General features: G+C 36.0%; 21 protein-coding genes and 2 pseudogenes. 21 read left to right on the top strand and 2 right to left on the bottom strand.

The window, feature by feature from the left end; translation table 11 throughout:
- Position 1: 1 nt before the first annotated feature.
- Positions 2-1348 (top strand): aminomethyl-transferring glycine dehydrogenase subunit GcvPA, encoded by a 1347-nt coding sequence (gene gcvPA, locus LRP83_RS15440; RefSeq protein ID WP_230497580.1) that lies wholly within the window; start codon positions 2-4, stop codon positions 1346-1348.
- On the top strand, positions 1341-2801 hold the full coding sequence (gene gcvPB, locus LRP83_RS15435) for an aminomethyl-transferring glycine dehydrogenase subunit GcvPB (RefSeq protein WP_230497579.1): 1461 nt from the start codon (positions 1341-1343) through the stop codon (positions 2799-2801). Before gcvPA ends, gcvPB begins: the two co-directional genes overlap by 8 nt.
- 95 nt (positions 2802-2896) lie before the next feature.
- On the opposite strand, the gene LRP83_RS15430 is transcribed toward gcvPB, so the two are convergent.
- Complete coding sequence (locus LRP83_RS15430; RefSeq protein WP_435531365.1) at positions 2897-3316, bottom strand: rhodanese-like domain-containing protein; 420 nt, start codon at positions 3314-3316, stop codon at positions 2897-2899.
- A 139-nt stretch (positions 3317-3455) separates the two neighbouring features.
- Here LRP83_RS15430 and LRP83_RS15425 point away from each other — a divergent pair, with 139 nt between their 5' ends.
- The 7 genes and pseudogenes from LRP83_RS15425 (at position 3456) to LRP83_RS15395 (ending at position 11036) form a co-directional block, all read left to right on the top strand.
- Entirely contained in the window at positions 3456-4292 is an 837-nt protein-coding gene (locus LRP83_RS15425) for a lipoate--protein ligase family protein (RefSeq protein ID WP_230497577.1), read from the top strand.
- A gap of 320 nt (positions 4293-4612) precedes the next feature.
- Positions 4613-5401 (top strand): annotated as a pseudogene (locus LRP83_RS15420) (ribonucleotide reductase N-terminal alpha domain-containing protein); the annotation flags it as partial.
- Positions 5402-5837: 436 nt separating this feature from the next.
- Positions 5838-6623, top strand: coding sequence for an HNH endonuclease (locus LRP83_RS15415; protein ID WP_230497576.1), 786 nt, complete (start codon positions 5838-5840; stop codon positions 6621-6623).
- 277 nt (positions 6624-6900) lie between these two features.
- A pseudogene (locus LRP83_RS15410) lies at positions 6901-8637 on the top strand (vitamin B12-dependent ribonucleotide reductase); the annotation flags it as partial.
- Between the two features lie 157 nt (positions 8638-8794).
- Positions 8795-9448: a carboxymuconolactone decarboxylase family protein gene (locus LRP83_RS15405; RefSeq protein WP_230497575.1), complete on the top strand. Its 654-nt coding sequence runs from the start codon at positions 8795-8797 to the stop codon at positions 9446-9448.
- Positions 9449-9598: 150 nt separating this feature from the next.
- Entirely contained in the window at positions 9599-10486 is an 888-nt protein-coding gene (locus tag LRP83_RS15400; protein ID WP_230497574.1) for a patatin-like phospholipase family protein, read from the top strand.
- 214 nt (positions 10487-10700) lie between these two features.
- Positions 10701-11036, top strand: coding sequence for a zinc ribbon domain-containing protein YjdM (locus LRP83_RS15395; protein WP_230497573.1), 336 nt, complete (start codon positions 10701-10703; stop codon positions 11034-11036).
- A gap of 28 nt (positions 11037-11064) precedes the next feature.
- On the opposite strand, the gene LRP83_RS15390 is transcribed toward LRP83_RS15395, so the two are convergent.
- Positions 11065-11439, bottom strand: coding sequence for an SA1362 family protein (locus tag LRP83_RS15390; RefSeq protein ID WP_230497572.1), 375 nt, complete (start codon positions 11437-11439; stop codon positions 11065-11067).
- Positions 11440-11736: 297 nt separating this feature from the next.
- Between LRP83_RS15390 and LRP83_RS15385 the strand changes: the two genes are divergently transcribed.
- The 12 genes from LRP83_RS15385 (at position 11737) to LRP83_RS15330 (ending at position 21558) form a co-directional block, all read left to right on the top strand.
- A complete protein-coding gene (locus LRP83_RS15385) occupies positions 11737-12258 on the top strand; it encodes a YqhR family membrane protein (protein WP_230497571.1) in 522 nt (173 codons plus the stop codon).
- A 93-nt stretch (positions 12259-12351) separates the two neighbouring features.
- The gene (gene aroQ / locus LRP83_RS15380) at positions 12352-12798 is read left to right on the top strand and encodes a type II 3-dehydroquinate dehydratase (RefSeq protein WP_230497570.1); all 447 of its coding nucleotides are present in this window, start codon (positions 12352-12354) and stop codon (positions 12796-12798) included.
- Positions 12799-12801: 3 nt separating this feature from the next.
- Positions 12802-13863: a M24 family metallopeptidase gene (locus LRP83_RS15375; protein WP_230497569.1), complete on the top strand. Its 1062-nt coding sequence runs from the start codon at positions 12802-12804 to the stop codon at positions 13861-13863.
- A gap of 31 nt (positions 13864-13894) precedes the next feature.
- Positions 13895-14452 (top strand): elongation factor P, encoded by a 558-nt coding sequence (gene efp / locus LRP83_RS15370; protein WP_230497613.1) that lies wholly within the window; start codon positions 13895-13897, stop codon positions 14450-14452.
- Positions 14453-14613: 161 nt separating this feature from the next.
- On the top strand, positions 14614-15459 hold the full coding sequence (locus LRP83_RS15365; RefSeq protein ID WP_230497568.1) for a class I SAM-dependent methyltransferase: 846 nt from the start codon (positions 14614-14616) through the stop codon (positions 15457-15459).
- 190 nt (positions 15460-15649) lie between these two features.
- Positions 15650-16102, top strand: a complete 453-nt coding sequence (locus tag LRP83_RS15360) for a PCYCGC motif-containing (lipo)protein (protein WP_435531364.1) — start codon at positions 15650-15652, stop codon at positions 16100-16102.
- 9 nt (positions 16103-16111) lie between these two features.
- On the top strand, positions 16112-16762 hold the full coding sequence (locus LRP83_RS15355) for a c-type cytochrome (RefSeq protein ID WP_230497567.1): 651 nt from the start codon (positions 16112-16114) through the stop codon (positions 16760-16762).
- Positions 16763-17094: 332 nt separating this feature from the next.
- Positions 17095-18147 carry a hypothetical protein gene (locus LRP83_RS15350; RefSeq protein ID WP_230497566.1) on the top strand — a complete coding sequence of 351 codons (1053 nt, stop codon included), beginning with the start codon at positions 17095-17097 and terminating at the stop codon, positions 18145-18147.
- 14 nt (positions 18148-18161) lie between these two features.
- Complete coding sequence (locus tag LRP83_RS15345) at positions 18162-18629, top strand: cytochrome c maturation protein CcmE (RefSeq protein WP_230497565.1); 468 nt, start codon at positions 18162-18164, stop codon at positions 18627-18629.
- Between the two features lie 21 nt (positions 18630-18650).
- Entirely contained in the window at positions 18651-20633 is a 1983-nt protein-coding gene (locus tag LRP83_RS15340; protein ID WP_230497564.1) for a heme lyase CcmF/NrfE family subunit, read from the top strand.
- A 1-nt stretch (position 20634) separates the two neighbouring features.
- Entirely contained in the window at positions 20635-21177 is a 543-nt protein-coding gene (locus LRP83_RS15335) for a cytochrome c-type biogenesis protein (protein ID WP_230497563.1), read from the top strand.
- A 12-nt stretch (positions 21178-21189) separates the two neighbouring features.
- Positions 21190-21558 carry a hypothetical protein gene (locus LRP83_RS15330; RefSeq protein WP_230497562.1) on the top strand — a complete coding sequence of 123 codons (369 nt, stop codon included), beginning with the start codon at positions 21190-21192 and terminating at the stop codon, positions 21556-21558.

The following is a 21558-nucleotide window of genomic DNA, read 5'->3' as shown; positions in this document are numbered from 1 at the left end:
GATGAAACATCGCTATTTACCGATGACTGAAGAAGACAAAAAGGTAATGTTAGAAACAATCGGTGTTAATTCCGTTGAGGAACTTTTCAGTGATATTCCTGAAAGCGTTCGTTTCCAAGGGGAATACAATATCAAAGCAGCTAAGCCAGAAACAGCATTAATGAAAGAGTTAATGCAAATGTCAGAAAAAAATGCTGACTTAAAAAAGTACACAAATTTCCTAGGTGCAGGTGTGTATGATCATTACCAGCCAATAATTGTTGATCATGTCATTTCACGTTCTGAATTTTACACAGCTTATACGCCTTATCAGCCAGAAATTTCTCAAGGAGAGCTACAAGCTATTTTTGAATTCCAAACGATGATTTGTGAGTTAACTGGAATGGACGTAGCTAATGCTTCTATGTACGATGGCGGTACAGCGATTGCCGAGGCAGCAATGCTTAGTGCAGGTCATACTCGCCGCAAAAAAGTGCTAGTTTCTAGTGCCCTTCATCCAGAAACAAAAGAAGTAGTTAAAACCTATGCTAAAGGTCAATATATTGAGGTTATTGAAGTACCACATCAAAATGGTGTGACAGATGTTGAGGCTTTAAAAGAATTAATGACAGATGAAATCGCAGCTGTTATCGTACAATATCCAAACTTCTTTGGTCGAATTGAGCCATTAAAAGAGCTTGAGCCAATTATCCATGAGAAGAATGCACTATTTGTTGTATCTTCTAACCCGTTATCATTAGGTGCTCTAACACCTCCTGGTAAATTTGGAGCGGATATTGTTGCTGGTGATGCGCAGCCATTTGGTATTCCCGCTGGTTTCGGTGGACCTCATTGTGGTTACTTCACTGTTACGAATAAGCTATTGCGTAAGGTTCCAGGTCGTTTGATTGGTCAAACCGTTGATGAGCAAGGACGTCGTGGGTTTGTTTTAACGCTTCAAGCACGTGAACAGCATATTCGTCGTGATAAAGCGACATCTAATATTTGTTCGAATCAAGCCTTATTAGCATTAGCGGCAGCTGTTGCCATGACAGCCCTTGGTAAAAAAGGTGTTAATGAAATGGCTGTAGCCAATATTCAAAAAGCCAATTATGCGAAAAATTTATTTAAAGAAAATGGATTTACGGTTGCTTTTGACGGTGCTTCTTTCAATGAATTCATTGTTCAATTAAATAAACCAATTAAACAAATTAATCAAGACCTACTTAAAAAAGGAATTATTGGGGGCTACGATCTCGGTCGTGATTTCCCAGAATTGGAAAATCATATGTTAATCGCCGTGACAGAGCTTCGGACGAAGAAAGAAATCGATACTCTTGTAAAAGAATTGGGGGATTACCATGCATAATCAAGATCAAGCACTCATTTTTGAAATCAGCAAACCAGGCCGTGTTGGATATAGTCTCCCTGAAATGGATGTCCCAACTGTTGAATTGGAGCAGCTTTTACCAGAAGGATATATTCGTGAAGAAGCACCAGAGTTACCAGAAGTATTCGAATTAGATATTATGCGCCATTACACTGCTTTATCTAATCGTAATCATGGAATCGATTCTGGTTTCTATCCACTAGGTTCTTGTACGATGAAATATAATCCGAAAATTAATGAAAATGTTGCCCGTTTTGCTGGATTTGCACACATCCATCCATTACAGGACGAATCTTCTGTTCAAGGTGCTTTAGAGTTGATGTATGATCTTCAAGAGCATTTGATTGAAATTACTGGTATGGATCAAGTAACACTTCAATCTGCTGCAGGTGCTCATGGTGAATGGACAGGATTAATGATGATTCGTGCTTATCATGAAGCTAATGGTGATACGAACCGTACTAAGGTTATCGTTCCTGACTCTGCACACGGAACAAACCCAGCAAGCGCAACAGTTGCAGGATTTGAAACGATTACAGTTAAATCGAATGAGCATGGATTAGTAGATTTAGAAGACTTAAGAAGAGTTGTCGGAGAAGATACTGCAGCTCTAATGTTAACGAACCCTAATACTTTAGGACTTTTTGAAGAGAACATTTTAGAGATGGCAGAAATCGTCCATAGTGCAGGCGGAAAGCTTTACTATGACGGAGCAAACTTAAATGCAGTACTATCAAAGGCTCGTCCTGGTGACATGGGCTTTGATGTTGTGCATTTAAATCTTCATAAAACATTCACTGGCCCACACGGTGGTGGAGGTCCTGGATCAGGTCCTGTTGGTGTGAAAGCAGATTTAATTCCTTTCCTTCCAAAGCCACTTGTCACAAAACGTGGAGAAGAGTTCGTTCTAGATTATGACCGTCCACAATCGATTGGGCGCGTGAAGCCTTACTACGGAAACTTTGGAATTAATGTCCGTGCTTACACTTACATTCGTTCTATGGGTCCAGATGGGCTGAAGGCCGTTACGGAATATGCAGTATTAAACGCTAACTATATGATGAGAAGATTAGCACCGCACTTTGATCTTCCATTTGATAGACATTGTAAGCATGAATTCGTATTAAGTGGTCGCCGTCAAAAGAAATTAGGTGTACGTACTTTAGATATTGCTAAGCGACTTCTTGACTTTGGATACCATCCGCCAACCATCTACTTCCCATTAAACGTGGAAGAATGTATCATGATTGAGCCAACTGAAACGGAATCTAAAGAAACATTAGACGGATTTATCGATAAAATGATCCAAATTGCGAGAGAAGCAGAGGAAAATCCTGAAATCGTTCAGGAAGCTCCACACTCTACAGTCGTCGGACGTTTAGACGAAACATTAGCTGCTCGTAAACCAGTATTGAGATATCAAAAACAATAATTTTTAAAAAAGGTAACTCGAGGATGAACTCGAGTTACCTTTTTTAAAAATAAAAAACTGCACCAAATTCAATTGATGCAGCGTCTTTATAAGTATTATTTCGTTTTAATTTTCCCAGACCACTTTTTAAATCCACCTTGTAGATGAGAAAGCTCCTTGTAACCCTTACGATGAAGCATGGTCGCAGCACGACCGCTTCTCATACCGCTTTGGCAATATAAGTAGACTGGCTTATCCGGACGAATTTCTCTTAGACGGTTTTTTAATTGTGAAAGAGGAATATTCCTAGCTCCTAAAATATGCCCACCTTCAAATTCATTAGGCTCACGCACATCAATTAACTGCGCTTTACGATATCCTTCACGGAACTGTTCTTCTGTAAGTGTAGCCAAAATTTTTCTTTGGTAGAACCAAGTAATAACCGAGTAAACTATAAAAGCACCTGCGATTATAAGTAAAATATAAACTGTATCCAATGTTACTGCCCCTTTCAACAAGCTTTCATGAATATACATTATATTATATAAGGCAATGACCAATATAGTAAAGAATACGAGACTATATTTTCATTGGAAATACTTCAAACTTTGAATTTAAAGTAAATTTTGCTAGACTATATTATCGTATAAACAATATAAAAATGAGGTTTAATAAATGAAAAAAGAAGTTTGGCGATTTATTGATACAGGTAATTCCTCTGCATCCTTTAATATGGCTTTAGATGAAGCGCTTTTAGATTGGCAGAGCGAAGGGAAAATACCTCCAACAATTCGGTTTTATGGATGGAACCCAGCTACTTTATCGATTGGGTATTTTCAAAAGGTAGAAAAAGAGATAAATCTAGACGCTGTTAAAGAACATAATCTTGGATTTGTTCGTAGGCCAACTGGAGGGAGAGGGGTCCTACATGAACATGAGCTTACATATAGCGTGATTGTTTCTGAGGAACACCCTGAGATGCCTAAAACAGTGACAGAAGCTTATCGTGTTATTTCTGAAGGAATATTGAGAGGATTTCTATCATTAGGTTTAGAAGCCTACTTTGCTGTCCCAAAAACTCTTGAAGAAAGAGAAGCGCTTAAAAGTCCGCGATCGGCTGTTTGTTTTGATGCACCTAGCTGGTATGAGCTAGTTGTTGAAGGACGAAAAGTAGCAGGAAGCGCTCAAACGCGACAAAAGGGTGTCATCCTTCAGCATGGCTCCATTTTGTTAGATATCGATGAAGATAAGTTATTTAGTTTATTTAAATATCCAAGCGAGCGAGTAAAGGACCGAATGCAAAAAGCGTTTAAAGAAAAAGCAGTTGCCATTAATGAAATTTCATCAAAAAGAATTACGATTGAAGAAGCAAAAATAGCTTTTAAGAAAGGCTTTGAAGAAGGGCTGAATATTGAATTAGAGCCATACACTCTTTCTGAGGAAGAGCTAGACTATATTCAGAAATTAGCCAAAACAAGATACGAATCAGATGAATGGAATTATAAGCGATAGAACGACTATTAATCTGATAGTCGTTCTTTTTATGGGAAAATTTTCATTGAGACTTTTCTCCTATGTGGAAAAAGAGCAAGCTCTGAAATTTGTTGAAATAAGTCTAAATATCGTGTTTTTCTTATTTAATCTCTCGAAATCGCCAATATCTACTATTTTTGAAGTTTGACAAAATTTTTTCTATCCACATCTAATACAATATGTAGTGGTGTCGAAAACTTTTTAGATACTATATATTGATTTTTATGAAGAATCTATGATATTTTAAAGCAAGCAACTAGAATCTACTATTTATCTAGTAACTAGAAGGAGATGTGTTCATGTCGGTTGTGCTTAGACAAAAAATGAATATAAACTTTGAAAGATTAAACGAGGACATTCGCTTATTTCCGCAAGTGCATCCTGTTACCCCTGATATGAAAATTGCCCACAAAGGTGTTTCCCGCTTGGTCATGTTGGATCGGTATACGTATAAAGATACCGAGAAAATCACATTAACGAACGGTGACTTCGTTGTATTGACTATAAAAGAAGATCCTAAATTTCCAGCTCGAGGACTTGGTTTTATACTAGATATTGATTGGGAAAAGAAAACAGCAAAAGTATTAGTTGACGAAGAATTCAGAGGAGTTTTAGATAGTCCAGAAGAATCGAGCACTGGTATTATAGTTCGATCACTAGATGTAATTGAAAAACCGCTTGAAGTATTTTACGAGCAAGTGGCAATGCGTAATGCGACTGGACTAGCAGCCGTCGAAAAAACAGAAGAAAAACGACAAGAGTGGTTTCAAAAGTTTTATCATGAACTAGTAAATATGAATTTCATTCCTGCTGGCCGTGTTCTTTATGGAGCGGGTGCTGGTACCGAAGTTACGTTTTTTAATTGCTACGTGATGCCTTTTGTACCAGATTCACGTGAAGGAATTTCTGAACATCGTAAACAGGTCATGGAGATAATGAGCCGTGGTGGTGGGGTTGGAACAAATGGTTCAACGTTAAGACCGCGTAATACATTAGCCAAAGGAGTAAATGGTAAGTCATCTGGCTCTGTATCTTGGTTAGATGATATTGCGAAATTAACACATCTTGTTGAGCAAGGTGGTTCCCGTTAATACCCATGGCGGGATTAAAATCTCGTGAATTGCTGGAATACCCTAAAGCCTTTCAAGCTACAACGTAACTGGTAACGGTAAGCGTGAACGCTTTAAAAATTGATAGGATAAAACAATGGGCAATCAGCAGCGAAGCATCTTTGGAAACGAAGATGAACGTTCAACGACTATTGAAATTTCCTTGAATGGAAAAAGTAAACTTGAGATTCGGTGACGAATTTTAAGGGCACGAGACAAGGTATGTCCTTGATGATATAGTCTGACCTCTAGTGAAAGCTAGAGAGCTAGGCAGAAATGACCTAGCCCACTTTTAAAAGTGAGTAACAAAATGCGTGGTGCACAAATGATAATGTTAGCGGATTAAAAATGACAAATTGCTTAAATCATTGTATAATTACATTAGGAACAAATGTTCTGTATAAGGGTGATCCTAATGAAATTATCCAAAGAATATCTTTACCAAAAATATGTTTTGGACAATCAAACTACCAAGGATATAGCCAATGAATTAGGTATTTCTAGACATACAGTAAAATCGAATTTAAGAAGACTTGGTATCAGAAAAAAGGAATTTAAGTTAGGAACAAAAATTTATGATGATATCAATTGGCTATATGAACAATATATTACTCTGGGAAAAGGTTATACAGTAATAGCAAATGATCTTGGTGTAAGTTATACAACAATTTTAGATAGGATATTATTTTTTGGTTGGGAAATAAGAGGGCATAATGAAATAGATAAAGCAACTCCAAGAAAAGGAAGAAAACATAGTAAGGAATCATTACAAAAGATAAAAGAATCTAGAATAAGAAAAAGGTCATTAACCCAGTGTAACAACTGTAATAATTTTTTCGAAAGGGTTACTTCTTCGGCTAATAGATCTATAAACTCTTATTGTAGTATTAAATGTTACCGTAATTTTCTAAAAGAAAATAGAGTTGTTCCAGATAATATTACATTCTCCGCCGATTATAAGGAATGGCGGAAAAAAGTTTATAAAAGAGATAATTATCGATGTAAAATGCCTTACTGTGAATCTCCATCAAGGGATATTGCAGCCCATCATATTTTTCCTAAAAAACTTTATCCTGATAAAAAATTTGATGTTCAAAATGGCATTACTTTGTGTCGGAAATGTCATGAAAAAACATATGGTAAAGAAGAGCAATTTATTGAAATGCTAGTCCGCGTCGTTCAGACAATGAACGACTTGTAAATCGGGTGAATTGCGGGGAAATCCTTAGAGACATGCAAGCTACAACGTGGTTGGAAACGACGAGCGTGAATGCTATAAAAATTGTATGTATTGGACAATCTGCAGCCAAGTGTCATAGGGCAAAGGTTATGGCAAAGGTTCAACGACTAGAGAGTGAGTCCCAACAATAAGCTCTCATAAGCGCCCGACCCCAAACAGATAGTGCTGTGGGTGATGATATAGTCTAGTCCGACTACTTTAAAGTGGTATAAAATATCCTGAAAGGGACGGTATAACGTGGCATCCAGACATCATTGAATTCATCATTTCAAAAATGCAAAACCCACGTATTTTACGTTTCTTAATTGAAACAACAAATGATGAAACGATTAAGAAGCTTGCGAAGGATAAGCTAAAATTCACTCCTTTAAAAGAGCAAGAAATAGCTATGTATCAAGGTATTTTAAATTTCAAAAACGTTCCTGGGTATGATGGTTTTAACGAAAATATTATTGCTGAAGCAGAAGATAAATTAATTACGGGCGGAACCTATAGTGTTCATAATTCAGAGTTTCTTACTGGAGCGAATATCTCAGTCTGCTTAACAAAAGATTTTATGGACGCAGTTGAAAATGGTGAGAACTATGAATTACGTTTCCCAGACGTTGAAAGCTATGATGCAGAAGGAATGAAAGTTTACAACGAAGAATGGCACAAAGTTGGTGACGTTCGTGAATGGGAAAAGCTTGGCTATAAGGTTCGAACTTACAGAAAAATTGAAGCGAAAGAGCTTTGGAACCTCATCAATATATGTGCGACTTATTCAGCCGAGCCAGGGATCTTTTTTATTGATAATGCCAACGATATGACGAATGCGAAAGCATACGGACAAAAGGTGGTTGCAACCAACCCGTGTGGGGAGCAACCTCTCGCACCATACTCAGTCTGCAACTTAGCAGCAGTAAACCTAGCAGAAATGGCCGATAAAGATACCAAAACGGTAGATTTTGAAAAACTAAAACAAACCGTAGCGGTAGGAGTTAGACTTCAAGACAATGTAATTGATGCTACTCCATATTTCCTTGAAGAGAACAAAAAACAGGCTTTAAGTGAGCGTCGTGTCGGTTTAGGCGTTATGGGTCTACATGATTTACTCATTTACTGTGAAACAGAATACGGCTCTGAGAAGGGCAACATTTTAATCGACAAAGTGTTTGAAACGATTGCAACTACTGCATATGAACAAAGTGTTGAATTAGCAAAAGAAAAAGGAAGCTTTCCATATCTTGTTGGTGAGACAGAAGAAGATACAAATCGCCTTCGAAATGCTTTTATCGAAACAGGGTTCATGCAAAAGATGCCCGAACACGTTCGCCAAGATATATTAGAATACGGAATCCGTAATTCACATTTACTAACTGTTGCTCCGACGGGTTCTACTGGAACAATGGTTGGCGTTTCCACAGGATTAGAACCATACTTCTCCTTCTCCTATTTCAGAAGTGGACGTTTAGGTAAGTTTATTGAAGTAAAAGCAGACATCGTTCAGGAATATTTAGATCGTAATCCAGAAGCAGATGAAAACAATCTTCCGCGCTGGTTTGTATCAGCTATGGAGTTAGCCCCTGAAGCACATGCCGATGTGCAATGCGTAATCCAGCGTTGGATCGATAGCTCCATTAGTAAAACGGTAAACGCACCAAAAGGATATAGCGTCGAGCAAGTTGAACAAGTATATGAGCGCTTATATCGAGGAGGAGCTAAAGGTGGAACTGTGTATGTTGACGGTTCCCGTGATTCACAGGTATTAACTCTAAAAGCAGAAGAAAATAGTACAAACGATACTTTTACTAGAGATAGACACAAACAACATGTTGTCCTTGTAGATACTATTACTCCACTACGTTCAACTGATGTTACAATTGGTTCAGAAGTTGGAAACACTTGTCCTGTTTGTAGGAAGGGGAAGGTTAAAGAAATCGGTGGCTGTAACACATGTACAAATTGTAATGCTCAATTAAAGTGTGGTCTATAAATGTATAGATAGTAGGAGTAATTACAATATTATGTGGTAAGGCACTTCTTTTGTTTCATAAAATTTTTTAGGGAAAAGGAGAGAGACTTATTTTGAGTCTCCCTCCTTTTTTATTGATTTATGGATAATCTAAATAAAATAGAAGGGGGTTTGAAAAATGTCATCAAATCTATATGCAGAAGAAAATACTCAAAAATTAACTCAATTAAAAGCTCTTGCACCAGAACAATTAAAAGCATTTAATGATTTTAATGTTGCTGTTTTTAAAGATGGTGCATTATCGAAAAAAGAAAAAGAAATTATTGCGGTCGCAATTACTCATGTAACGCAATGTCCTTACTGTATTAATGCTCATACCAAACATGCGAAAAAAGCAGGAGCTACTTTGGAAGAATTAGCTGAAGCTGTATTTGTAACTGCAGCAATTGAAGCTGGCGGTACCGTTACTCATAGTACCCATGTCCATAATGCTTTGGCTCAAGATGCATCAGATGTACTCTATGCTCGTTCCAACTTAAAAAATTTAGGTCACTTAGGCAAATTTGCACCAGATGGTTTTAAAGGTTATCAAGCCTTCAGTGCTGCAGCAACCGAAGCAGGTAAACTAACTGCAAAATTCAAAGAAATTATTGCTGTAGCAGTTGCAAACGCTACTCAATGTCCATATTGTATTGATGTTCATACAAAAAAGGCAGAAAAACTAGGTGTAACTAGGGAAGAACTTGCTGAAGCCATAATGGTAACCTCTGCAGTCTGTGCAGGTGGTTCTTATGCTCATATGGCTAATATGATTCAAAGTTACCAAGATTGAGTTTTATTTTAATGTCCATACCAAGCCTATTTTCCAAAATCTGAAGGCCAATATTTCAGATAAAAAAATATTTAGCCTGTACGCCGTACTATTTTATCAGGTTGCCGCTTAAAGATGTATCAATGAGAACATCGAGGGGAGTGGCACCCGATGGAGATAGATGGCGTTTTTTCTGGTGGAGGAGTAAAAGGTATTGCAATAATAGGAGCCGTAAAGGCCATTGAAGAAAAGGGATTTTCGTTTAAAAGAGTAGCAGGGACTAGTGCGGGTTCAATTATTGCGTCACTAGTTGCTGCTGGCTACTCTAGTGATGAAATTTTTAAAATGATGGACGAAATTAACTTAAAGGACTTTCTTGATCCTAGAAAAACTTTTCTTCCAGCGCCATTCGGAAAGTGGATTCTCCTTTACTGGCGACTTGGTTTATACAAAGGAAATGTACTTGAAGGATGGATTGCAGAAAAACTAGCTTTAAAAGGGTTAAGGACTTTTGCGGATCTGCCACCCAATAAACTTAGAGTGATAGCGTCAGACTTAACAAATGGGCGATTAGTTGTCATACCTAATGATTTACCGAATTACGGTATTCCAATAGGTTCATTTTCAATTGCCAAGGCAATTAGAATGAGCTGCAGTATACCTTACTTTTTTGAGCCAGTAAAAATAAAATCTGTGGATGGATGTAATGTTGTGGTGGATGGAGGCGTTTTGAGCAATTTTCCAATGTGGTTATTTGACCAGGAAAACGTGAAAAAGGTGAGGCCAGTTCTTGGAATAAAATTAACTACTAATGGTTCAAATCAACCGCCAAAAAATAACATAAACAATGCCATTCAAATGTTTGAAGCTTTATTTGAAACGATGAAGGATGCTCATGATTCTAGATATATTTCACGAAAGCATGAAAAGAATATCATTTTTATTCCAACCGAAGGTGTTCTGTCAACAGAATTTGATTTGTCAGACGAACGAAAACAGGCATTGTTTCAAGTAGGAGTACAATCTGCAAATGAATTTTTTAAAAAATGGTGTTATTAAATAATTTTCTAAAAATTACTCAGCTAAAAACATCAATTTTCGGCAGTGGAGAGAATTGATGTTTTTATTTATATAAAACAGAGTTAGTGAGAAATTTTGAAGTTAACAACAAAATTCATTATCATCAATGGGAACAAGTGAACATTCAAATAAGTTGTCAATAGATGAAGACTATGACACTATATAAGAATAGTGAGATGGGAGGAAATACATAATGTCAAATTTACCAAATTGTCCAGAATGTAATTCAGAATATACTTACGAGGATGGAACTAATTTTGTTTGTCCAGAATGTGGACATGAGTGGAATTTAGAAACAGAAAATAATGATGACCAAAAGATTATTAAAGATGCTAATGGAAATATTTTGAATGATGGAGATTCTGTTACAGTCATCAAAGATCTTAAAGTTAAAGGTAGTTCCTCAGTTTTAAAAGTCGGAACTAAAGTAAAAAATATACGATTAGTTGATGGTGACCATAATATTGATTGCAAAATTGATGGTTTTGGAGCTATGAGTTTAAAATCTGAATTTGTAAAAAAAATATAATAGTGCCATACGTAAAAAATCGAGCATCTTAAAACGAAGCTCGATTTTTCTTTTTGCTTTTTTTACCTTCAATCACGGTTAAATGAGCAGAGGATTTTTTTCGAATACTAGTCAATTTGGTAAGAGGCTGTGTTCGAGTGCCCTCAACTGGTTTTTTTCGATGAATTTTTTTCTTCGTTCGCTTTGCAGCTCTGAGAAAAGCCTTTTGTTCTTTTCTTTCAGGACTTGGTTTATAAAATCGATTAAATAGAAAGTATATGGTTAACCCGACCAAAATCATGATAGCTATTCTTTTAAAAAGAGCGGCAGGATTTTCAATTAAGCTACTACCGATTCCAATTAATGCAAAAATGATAATACTTATTACGAAAATAGATGAAATCCGATTTTTCAAGAACGCCACCTCCCTAAGAGCATCATAAACAATTTTAATGAGTTTTAAACAATTTATAGATGAATTCTTGTTTCATTTTATGCTTAGGACTTAGTGATTGAAACAGCTATTCACATACTGGACTGTGTATAGTTATATTCTACCCAAAGCGATGAAAACCCTCTAGAAATATCGATAGAAATTATATACTGAATGTTTTTTATAAATAAATTCACATTTAATGCAAATAATATGAAAAGCAACCCTTTTATTATGCTTTTATTTTAAAAGGAAATGAGTGTTTAGGTATAATTTGGAGGTGTAAATATGGTGGAAGAAAACAATAAATTAGAACAAGAGCACCATGAGAAACCAATGTCATTATTGGGTTTGTCAGTAATTACTGGATTGTTTGGTGGGATATTTTGGAGTTCAATTGCTTATTTAGCTTATGTGTTTAAATTTACTGAAATACGACCTAATGTGATACTTGAACCTTGGACAATAGGGGATTGGAAAGTAGGCTGGCTAGGAACAATAATTAGTATTATTATTATTGGTATGCTATCAATTGGTGTAGCATTAATATATTACTTTACTCTTAGAAAATTTAATCGAATGTATATTGGAATAGGATATGGTCTTGCTTTATTTTTAATAGTTTTCTTTGTGTTAAATCCTATTTTTCCTGGGATAGATCCATTTAAAGAATTAAGTAGAAATACGATTGTAACCTCCATTTGTTTTTACGTTTTATATGGGGTATTTATTGGTTTTTCTATCTCATACGAAGAAAGTGAAATCCAAAAATCGAAAGATTCGAAACAAAAAGAAGTTCGAAGCACGTAGGATGGTAGTCCTTTAGAAATAATTTGTGTTAGAATGTCTTATGGACATTCTTTTTTATAGTAGAATGCTAAAGACTTGTCGTGAGGGGTTAGCATGAAAAAAGTTCTCTTATTAAATGGCCCTAATTTAAATTTACTTGGGACACGCGAACCTGGAATTTATGGGGGAGACAGATTAAAAGATGTTGAAGAAATGGTTACAACGTTAGGTGGTAATTTAGGTTGGGAGGTATTTTGTTACCAATCTAATCATGAAGGAGATCTTATTGATCAAATTCATGAAGCTTTTTTTCAAGGATATTCAGGTATAATTATTAATCCTGGGGCGTATACCCACTATAGCTATGGAATTCGGGATGCAATTGCAGGGATTAACATACCGGTTATCGAAATACATATATCAAATATCCATGCCCGTGAATCCTTTCGGCATGTATCAGTGACAGCACCTGTCACTGCGGGACAAATCATTGGTTTTGGGGTAAAAGGATATGAGCTAGCATTAATAGCTCTAAATCAGTTAAGTTTGGAGAGGGGATAAATCATGGAGAAATTAGAAAAATTAAGAAATAGTTTTGAGAAATTAAATATTGATGGGCTTCTAATAGCAAGTAACTTTAACCGTCGATACATATCCAATTTTACAGGCTCGTCAGGTGTAGTTTTGATTAGCAGCGATAAGGCGCTTTTTATTACCGATTTCCGTTATGTAGAACAAGCGTCTAACCAATGTGAAGGGTTTGAAATTGTTCAACATACTGGAACTATTATTGAAGAGGTTGCAGCACAAGCGAAGAAATTGGGCATTAACAAGCTTGGGTTTGAGCAAGATCATGTAACATTTGGAACGTATCGTTCATATGAAAAAGCTGTAGAGGGAGAATTAGTTCCAGTATCAGGTGTGATTGAAAAGTTACGCTTGATTAAGACCCCTTCAGAGATTAAGATATTAAAGGAAGCAGCAGATATAGCTGATGCTGCATTTAAACACATTTTAGACTTCATCCGTCCTGGTAAAACAGAGCTTGAGGTCTCAAATGAATTAGAGTTCTTTATGAGAAAAGCAGGTGCTACTTCATCTTCATTTGATATTATTGTTGCTTCAGGTTATCGTGGGGCTCTTCCACATGGAGTTGCAAGTGATAAATTGATTGGAAATGGAGAGTTAGTTACACTAGATTTCGGTGCCTATTATAAAGGTTTCATTTCAGATATAACTCGTACTGTCGCAGTCGGAGAACCAAGTGCAAAATTAAAAGAAATCTATGATGTTGTATTAGAAGCACAATTAAGAGGTATGGCTGGAATTAAACCTGGAATGACTGGTAAAGAGGCAGATGCATTAACGAGAGACTATATTACAGAAAAAGGGTACGGGGAATACTTTGGACATTCTACAGGACATGGAATTGGTCTTGAAGTTCATGAGGGACCTGCGTTATCTTCAAAATCTGATATTATTCTTGAACCAGGAATGCTTGTAACTGTTGAACCTGGTATTTACATCCCTGGTTTAGGTGGAGTCCGTATAGAGGATGATACTCAAATCACTGAAACTGGAAACGAAACTTTAACTCATTCAACAAAAGAGCTCATTATTCTGTAATGACTATCTAGGAGGAACTATTAGTATGAGCATGACATCTGTAAACGATTTTCGTACTGGATTAACCATTGAAGTAGATAACGGCATATGGCGCGTTATGGATTTCCAACATGTAAAACCAGGTAAAGGAGCTGCATTTGTACGTTCTAAGCTTCGTAATCTTCGCACTGGTGCTGTTCAAGAGAAAACATTTCGTGCTGGTGAAAAAGTAGCTAAAGCACAAATTGATAATCGTAAAATGCAGTATTTATATGCTAGTGGAGATCAACACATTTTCATGGATCAAGAATCTTATGAACAAATCGAACTTCCAGCATCTGCTATTGAATACGAATTGAAGTTTTTAAAAGAAAACATGGAAGTACACATTATGTTATATCATGGTGAATCACTTGGTGTTGAACTTCCGAACACAGTTGTATTAGAAGTAACTGATACTGAACCAGGTATTAAAGGAGATACTGCTTCCGGTGGCACTAAGCCTGCGATTCTTGAGACAGGATTATCCGTTCAAGTTCCTTTCTTCATTAATGCTGGAGACAAATTAATTATCAATACTACTGAATCTAGTTACGTTTCTCGTGCATAATAAGTAGAAATTCAAAAGGACGAAATCTTATTGATTTCGTCCTTTTAATTATATTTCTTCTCATTTTCAATTATAATTAGCGATTCAACTTGCACACTATAAAGGAGTTTTGTTTTAAATATAGAATTAATGATTGAGCGATTATTACTGGGAGTGAAGATATGAATAATAATGTTATAGATTATATTGTTACCTGTATGGCAACTAATAGTTTAGTTCCTAATATTCAGAGAATACAAACAGAACATAGGATGAAATTAGCTGAATTTTGGGGGATTAAGGAAGGAAGTAAAGTATTAGAAATAGGCTGTGGACAAGGTGACACAACGGCAGTGTTAGCATACTTAGTTGGAGAAAAGGGCTTTGTTCAAGGGATAGATATAGCAACCCCTGAATATGGTAGTCCAATAACAATAGGTGACTCCATTGACTTTTTAAAAAAATCAGAGTTAGGTCATCGAATAAAAGTAGATTTTGAAATTGATATTCAATCTACAGAAGTGAATTATTCAGAAGGATATTTTGATTATGTTATTTTGTCCCATAGTTCATGGTACTTAAATTCATCTGAGGAGCTTCTCGCTATACTTCGGAAATTAAAAAAGTGGGGAAAAACCTTATGTTTTGCGGAATGGGATATTAGAATCCAGTCAGACCAACAATTACCACATTTTTTATCAGTACTCATCCAAGCGCAATATGAGTGTTTTAAGCAGAATAGTAACTCAAATGTGAGAACTTTGTTCACTCCAATGGATCTTCTGGAGATTTCTCAGGAAGCGGGATGGAATATTGTTGACGAGACTTCAATTTACTCCTCGAATCTACAGGATGGAGAATGGGAAGTAAAACAAACTTTAACTGATTATCAAAATGAGCTTAATAATATTGATCATATGCCAATTAAATTACATACTCTAATTAAATCTGAAATATTATTATTAAAGGATTCGCTAAAAAAAGGGCCAATCAAGCCGATGCCAACCTTTAGTTTTATAGCTGAATAAGTTGTTTTTGTGAGTCATTCTTTAAGGGATGGCTTTTTTGATGTGGGAATAATCTACTAATAGAAATAAATTAAATTCTATTTACAAATTAAAAACGTCACTATTTAGTAAGAATTATAAGATAAAGAACGACTGTTCATCTGATAGAATGAAACTATAAATACTTTATTAATTGAAAGAGGTGATTGTAGTGAAAAAGTTAAAGTTCACTTCACTCTTACTTTCAGGAATTCTAGCGGTTGGTTTTGTGTCTGGATGTAGTTCTAATAAAGAAGTAGTTAAGCTTGATCCAAAGCATAAGCCGTTACCTGATTATGTGTTGAATACGTCGGAAAAAATTATTGAAACGTATACGATGGCAGCAACGTATCCCGAAGTAGTTGCATCTGTCCCTTGTTATTGTGGGTGTAATGAACAAGATGGCCACATGAGCAACCTAGATTGTTATATTGATCAAATGGGTCCGGATAACGAAGTTCAAGAATGGGATGCAATGAGTATATCCTGAGACATCTGTATAGACATCGCCCGGGAGGCGGTAGAGATGCATCAAGATGGTAAAGAGCTTAAGGATATTCACCGTTTAATCAAAGAGAAGTATAAAGATTTTGGTGAGCCAACCCCAACGCCTGAACCGAAGTAGGGGATAAATGTGAAAAAAATATTAATTGGTATTTATATACTCGTAACATTAGGAATAATTTTCCTTCTAATTCAATTGAATCCTAAGGAAAAAAAAGATTTGGTAGCGATTGAAGCGGGAGAAAAACTCTATATGCAAATGTGTTCATCCTGCCATGGAAATTCTGGCCTAGGTGAAGGTGCTAAACAAGGGACAGCGCTAAATAATCAACAGTTCCTTAGCACTGTATCTAATCAGGACCTAATTCATTATGTAAAGTATGGTAGAGAAGGGACGATAATGCCCGATTATAAATTTCTTTCAGATGAGCAACTAAATCAGCTTGTAGCGTTCATGCGAGATTGGCAGACAGAAAAAATTCATTTTGATGCTCCTGAAACAATCTCTGGTGATATTGATAATGGGGAAAAAGTATATGGATTATATTGCCTGAGTTGCCATGGTGTCGATGGTGTAGGTAAAAAGAAAATGGGGACGGCTTTGTCAAATCCTCAATATTTAAAATACACCACTGATCAACAAATATGGATTAGTACCGCTTATGGACGAGATAAAACTAGAATGTCAGCTTCCTTAGAAGGGCTTGAGGGAGTTCGGCAATTAAGTAAAGATGAAATAACGGATGTCATTAGCTTTATTCGTTCATTTGAGAAAAAGTAAGAACCTTGGATTAGCGAATCCAAGGTTCTTACTTTTTGAACAAATTATTTTTCAACTTCGCCATTCCACTTATTCATCCCACCGGTCATGTTATATACGTCATCCCTTTTTCCATTTTTAAAACAATCCAGGTAAGTGTACTTTTGGCAAATTGTGAATTCTTTATGAAATAATTTTGTCAAAATAGAAACGTTTTATAGCCTTTTACAAAATGTTCAATATTGCTGCAACTATGAGGGCTGTTAAGGGATTATATTTATTTCAAAGAGGACTATAGTGAAAAAGTATGACAAAAGAATATCGGGGAGCGTCAATTAATGAGGAGGATTTACATGTTAAAAAAACTAATGGCTTTCGTGTTCATTACGACACTCATAGGAAGCTTTTTTCTAAAAGATGTGAGTGCAAATGAAGCGTTTCAAGCAGAAAAATTCCCCTACAAGGAAATGCAAGTCCAAGTAATGCCAGAGTTTGATTATCCAAAGGATTGGTCAAAAGAGAAACCATCTTTATTAGTAGGGTATTTTGGAACATTTGTTAATAAAAGTGGTTCCGAATACAGTGGGGAAATAACATTTCCTCTCCCAGTTGATGATCCAGACTTTGAAATGTACCTGGCAGCTGAGTTTCCAGAAGCGAATAAGCCTGAAGTCCAAGTAGAATATAGGATTGACCAAGAACAGAAATTGATTATTTGGAAGCCTACTAAACCGATTGAAACAGATGCTACTTATAATTATGTCATTGAGTACTACGCAAACCCAATTGAAGTAAAGGATACAAAATCTTTCAATTATAGATTTACTCCTCCTGCTAATATGGAACAATTAAACATCGTATTCTACGCACCAATTAATTCAAAAGATTTTACGATGGAACCTAAAGCAACAAATGAATCAAAGAGTGAGTACGGGGAAGAAATTCATCATTACCAATATTTAAACGCTAAAAAGGGAGCCGAAGTTTCATATAAAGCCTCCTATGTAAAAAAAGATAATGCCTCATCTATGTCAGTCATCAGTACAATGGATCCACCAAATGATGAGAATCATCAAGGAACTTCCGGAACAACCGCAACTGAACAAGTTCTGAAGAATAGCGGAGGAACTAGTAAAGCATCAAACCGTCCCTTTATTGATACAACAGGAGCAGTTATCATTGGCTTTTCCATGATCATTATGGGTGTATTCATATTCCTTGGTTTTAAAGGAAAAAAATCGGTACCATCACCAAAGAGTCCAGTTTCAAAAGAAGAAACCAAGGGTTCAAAGAATACTAAAAAAGTAGATTCAAAGAGTAATGAGAAAAAACTACTTCGCAGCATGTTAATGACTGGTGAAATTGATCAACAAACATACGATGAAAAAATTAAAAAGTTAGGTTAAGGAGCGAGCTAAAAGTGAAGAAAAATACGATGGTTTCAATTGGCGGATTAATAATAGCTGGAGCGATAGTGTTTTTATTAATGGCTGCAACACCTGGTTCAAGTGGTGTAGAGATTACCCTGAAGGAGTTAAATGGAAACCAACAAAAATATGAAGAAAATTATGTAACAGTTGAAGGATTATTAGTTGAAGAGTCTATTGAATGGGATGCAGATAAAATTGAGCTTCAATTTGATGTAAAAGATAACGAAGGAAATAAGCTCCATGTTACCCATAATGGAGTAAAGCCAGATAACTTTACTGAAGGTGTAATCGTAATACTTCAAGGAAATCCTGCAAAAGAGCAAGGCGAATTTATTGCTGAAACTGTAAAAACAAGATGTCCATCTAAGTATGAAGGTCAAGATATGGAAAATTATGATCCTGAATCACATAAAGACAAATTAAATAAGCCTTCTTCTGAATCAGAAGGAGAAAAATAGCACTCAAAGTAGGTGACTTAAATGTATTTAGTCGGAAATCTATCCATTTATATTGGCCTTGCCATTTCAATCTTTTCATTATTAATTTTTATTATCGGCATTTACAAACAAGATCAAAGATTTATAAATAGTGGAAAAGGCGGAGTATTAGCAGCGTTTATTTGTACCGCAGTCGCATCCGCCATTCTATTATACTTACTTGCTACAGAACAATTTCAATTCCAATATGTCCATGATTATACAAGTAGTGAGCTTCCATTAATCTATAAACTTACTGCATTTTGGGCTGGTAACTCTGGTTCCTTACTGCTTTGGTCATTATTTTTATCTATGTACACAGTAATGGTAGTTTTCTCGAAGAAAATGAAAGGGAACCCAATGGTCCCTTATATAGCTTCTATTATGCTAACAAATGTTATTTTCTTCTTCTTTATTTTAGGATTTGTAGCTAAACCGTTTGTTTTATTAGACGAAGTTCCGATTGAAGGTAAAGGTTTAAATCCAATGCTTCAAAACCCTGGGATGATCCTACATCCAGTAACCCTGTATCTAGGATATGTCGGTCTTGCCGTACCTTTTGCTTTTGCAATGGCGGCACTTATTTTAAGAAATATGGATGATTTCTGGATAAAAATGACTCGTCGCTGGACGATTCTAGCTTGGATGTTCTTAAGCTTAGGAAATATCCTTGGTGGTCAATGGGCCTATGTAGAATTAGGATGGGGTGGATATTGGGCATGGGACCCGGTTGAAAATGCATCATTTATGCCGTGGTTAACTGCAACAGCATTCTTACATTCTGTCATGATTCAAGAAAGAAAAAATATGTTAAAGGTTTGGAATGTTAGTTTGATCATCACGTCTTATGCACTTACACTCTTTGGTACGTTTTTGGTTCGAAGCGGAGTTCTAACCTCGGTGCATGCATTCGCAGATTCAAATCTAGGATTATATTTTTTAATCTTCATGGCATTTGCAGTCTTAGGTGGACTTTATGTCTTGATGAGTCGTTACAACTTAATTAAACGGGATGCAGGGCAATTTCATTCGTTTTTATCGAAAGAAAGCAGCTTTTTAATTAACAATCTATTATTAGTTGGTGCAGCATTTGCGGTATTCTGGGGAACTATTTTCCCACTAGTTTCGGAGGCTGTTAGGGGAACGAAAGTAACTGTCGGAATTCCATACTTTAATGCAGTCCAATCACCTATTTTATTATCGATGTTGTTTGTAATGGCAGTATGCCCATTGATTGCATGGCAGCGCTCAAGTGCGAAAAATTTAAGAAAAAATTTCTTGTATCCATCCATATTTGCAATCATTGCTATGGTCTTAATGGTAGTTATAGGAGTTAGAAAGACTTGGGCAGTTATCGGATATGGTGTCATTGCTTTCTTATTAATCACTCACTACCTTGAATTTTATCGCGGAGTAAAAGCTCGTCGCAAGATGACTAAAGAAAATATACCAGTAGCACTTTGGCGTTTAATGGTCCGTAATCGTAGAAGGTATGGTGGATACCTAGTCCACTTAGGTATTGCTTTTATAGCAATGGGGATTATTGGTTCGCAGAACTATGATTTAGAAACGATGAAGACCGTAAAACTAGGTGAATCTATTGAAATAAAAGATTACAAGATTATTTATGAAAAATTAGACCAACGTAAAGAAGGAATAAACGATATTATTTACGCGGATTTAAGAATTTTTCAGAATGGTAAACCACTAGGTGTTATGGAACCTGAAAAGGTTTTCTACGGAAACTGGGAGCAACCATCCTCAGAGCCGGCAATTGTGAATTCATGGAAAGAAGACTTATACCTTGTATTAAGTGCTTGGGAAAATGACGGTAGAGCTACCTTTATTGTAAAAATTAATCCTATGATGAACTGGTTATGGCTCGGCTCAATTATTCTAGTAATCGGAACATTATTCGCAGTGTGGAGTGGGAAGTACGGAAATATAACACCTAGATACTCTGGCTCGAAAAGAGAGGTGTCATAATATGAAAGTAATTTTACAGGTTATTACTCTCTTAGTAATATTTTTGATTCCGTTCGCATCTTGGCAACCTGTTTCTGCAGAGGAACAAACAGAAAAAGTGGAACAAAAGGAAGAATTTGATTATAAATCAGCTGAATTTAAGGGGGTCGCATCTCAGTTTAAATGTACTTGTGGATGTGGCCAGGACCACTACGAATGCGATCCTAGTACATGCAATTTAACAACTGAATGGAAAGCAGACTTTGTTGAAATGATGAATAAAGGTATGGATAAAGATGAAATCCGCAAATATTATGTCGACATTTATGGTGAAGAAATCCTTACGGCTCCTGAGAAGAAAGGCTTTAGTTTAACAGCATGGGTAACACCCTTTGTTGTATTAGCAGGTGCTGGTTCAGGCGTGTTTTTCGTTATTCGAAGATGGGTTCGTAGAAAAAATGATAATGATACACCCACGTTAATGGACGAGAATTTAACTACAGATGAGACTGAAAACGAAATTCTTCAATCAATGATTGATGAAGAACGGAAAAAGTTTTTTTAGGATGTGAATGAAATGGAAATTTCAGTATTATCAATGATTGCTTCAGCAGTACTAGTCTTAGTGTGTATGTATCTAATCATCTCACCATTTTTCAAAAATGAATTGAACTTGTTTCAACCAGTGATTGATTTGACTGCACATGATCATAAAGCTGCGTTAATGACTACCTTAAATGAAATTGAGTTTGAACATAAAATGCATAAAATATCTGATGAAGATTATAAAAAGTTGAAAAAACAGTATGAAGTGTTGCTAGCAGATCTAATCAAGGATAATCAACAAATGGATCAAAAAGAAGTGGATCATGATTTATTAAAAGCAGTAGAAGAGGAAATTGAAAATGAGCTTCGTAGAAGAAAAGAAGAGCAAGGGAGGAAGTAG

This window comes from Pseudoneobacillus rhizosphaerae (assembly GCF_917563885.1).
Classification (GTDB): Bacteria; Bacillota; Bacilli; order Bacillales; family Cytobacillaceae; genus Pseudoneobacillus; species Pseudoneobacillus rhizosphaerae.
Note: the sequence above shows the minus strand (reverse complement) of the source record. Positions and strands in the feature narration are given on the sequence as shown.

Bases quoted from the DNA above. Each gene is read 5' to 3' on its own strand.
- LRP83_RS15385 (WP_230497571.1), top strand. From the start codon at position 11,737: ATGGTGGAAGAAAACAATAAATTAGAACAAGAGCACCATGAGAAACCA.
- efp (WP_230497613.1), top strand. From the start codon at position 13,895: ATGACATCTGTAAACGATTTTCGTACTGGATTAACCATTGAAGTAGAT.
- LRP83_RS15375 (WP_230497569.1), top strand. From the start codon at position 12,802: ATGGAGAAATTAGAAAAATTAAGAAATAGTTTTGAGAAATTAAATATT.
- LRP83_RS15400 (WP_230497574.1), top strand. From the start codon at position 9,599: ATGGAGATAGATGGCGTTTTTTCTGGTGGAGGAGTAAAAGGTATTGCA.
- gcvPA (WP_230497580.1), top strand. From the start codon at position 2: ATGAAACATCGCTATTTACCGATGACTGAAGAAGACAAAAAGGTAATG.
- LRP83_RS15425 (WP_230497577.1), top strand. From the start codon at position 3,456: ATGAAAAAAGAAGTTTGGCGATTTATTGATACAGGTAATTCCTCTGCA.
- LRP83_RS15330 (WP_230497562.1), top strand. From the start codon at position 21,190: ATGGAAATTTCAGTATTATCAATGATTGCTTCAGCAGTACTAGTCTTA.
- LRP83_RS15365 (WP_230497568.1), top strand. From the start codon at position 14,614: ATGAATAATAATGTTATAGATTATATTGTTACCTGTATGGCAACTAAT.
- LRP83_RS15350 (WP_230497566.1), top strand. From the start codon at position 17,095: ATGTTAAAAAAACTAATGGCTTTCGTGTTCATTACGACACTCATAGGA.
- gcvPB (WP_230497579.1), top strand. From the start codon at position 1,341: ATGCATAATCAAGATCAAGCACTCATTTTTGAAATCAGCAAACCAGGC.
- LRP83_RS15405 (WP_230497575.1), top strand. From the start codon at position 8,795: ATGTCATCAAATCTATATGCAGAAGAAAATACTCAAAAATTAACTCAA.
- LRP83_RS15395 (WP_230497573.1), top strand. From the start codon at position 10,701: ATGTCAAATTTACCAAATTGTCCAGAATGTAATTCAGAATATACTTAC.
- LRP83_RS15335 (WP_230497563.1), top strand. From the start codon at position 20,635: ATGAAAGTAATTTTACAGGTTATTACTCTCTTAGTAATATTTTTGATT.
- aroQ (WP_230497570.1), top strand. From the start codon at position 12,352: ATGAAAAAAGTTCTCTTATTAAATGGCCCTAATTTAAATTTACTTGGG.
- LRP83_RS15340 (WP_230497564.1), top strand. From the start codon at position 18,651: ATGTATTTAGTCGGAAATCTATCCATTTATATTGGCCTTGCCATTTCA.
- LRP83_RS15415 (WP_230497576.1), top strand. From the start codon at position 5,838: ATGAAATTATCCAAAGAATATCTTTACCAAAAATATGTTTTGGACAAT.
- LRP83_RS15430 (WP_435531365.1), bottom strand. From the start codon at position 3,316: ATGTATATTCATGAAAGCTTGTTGAAAGGGGCAGTAACATTGGATACA.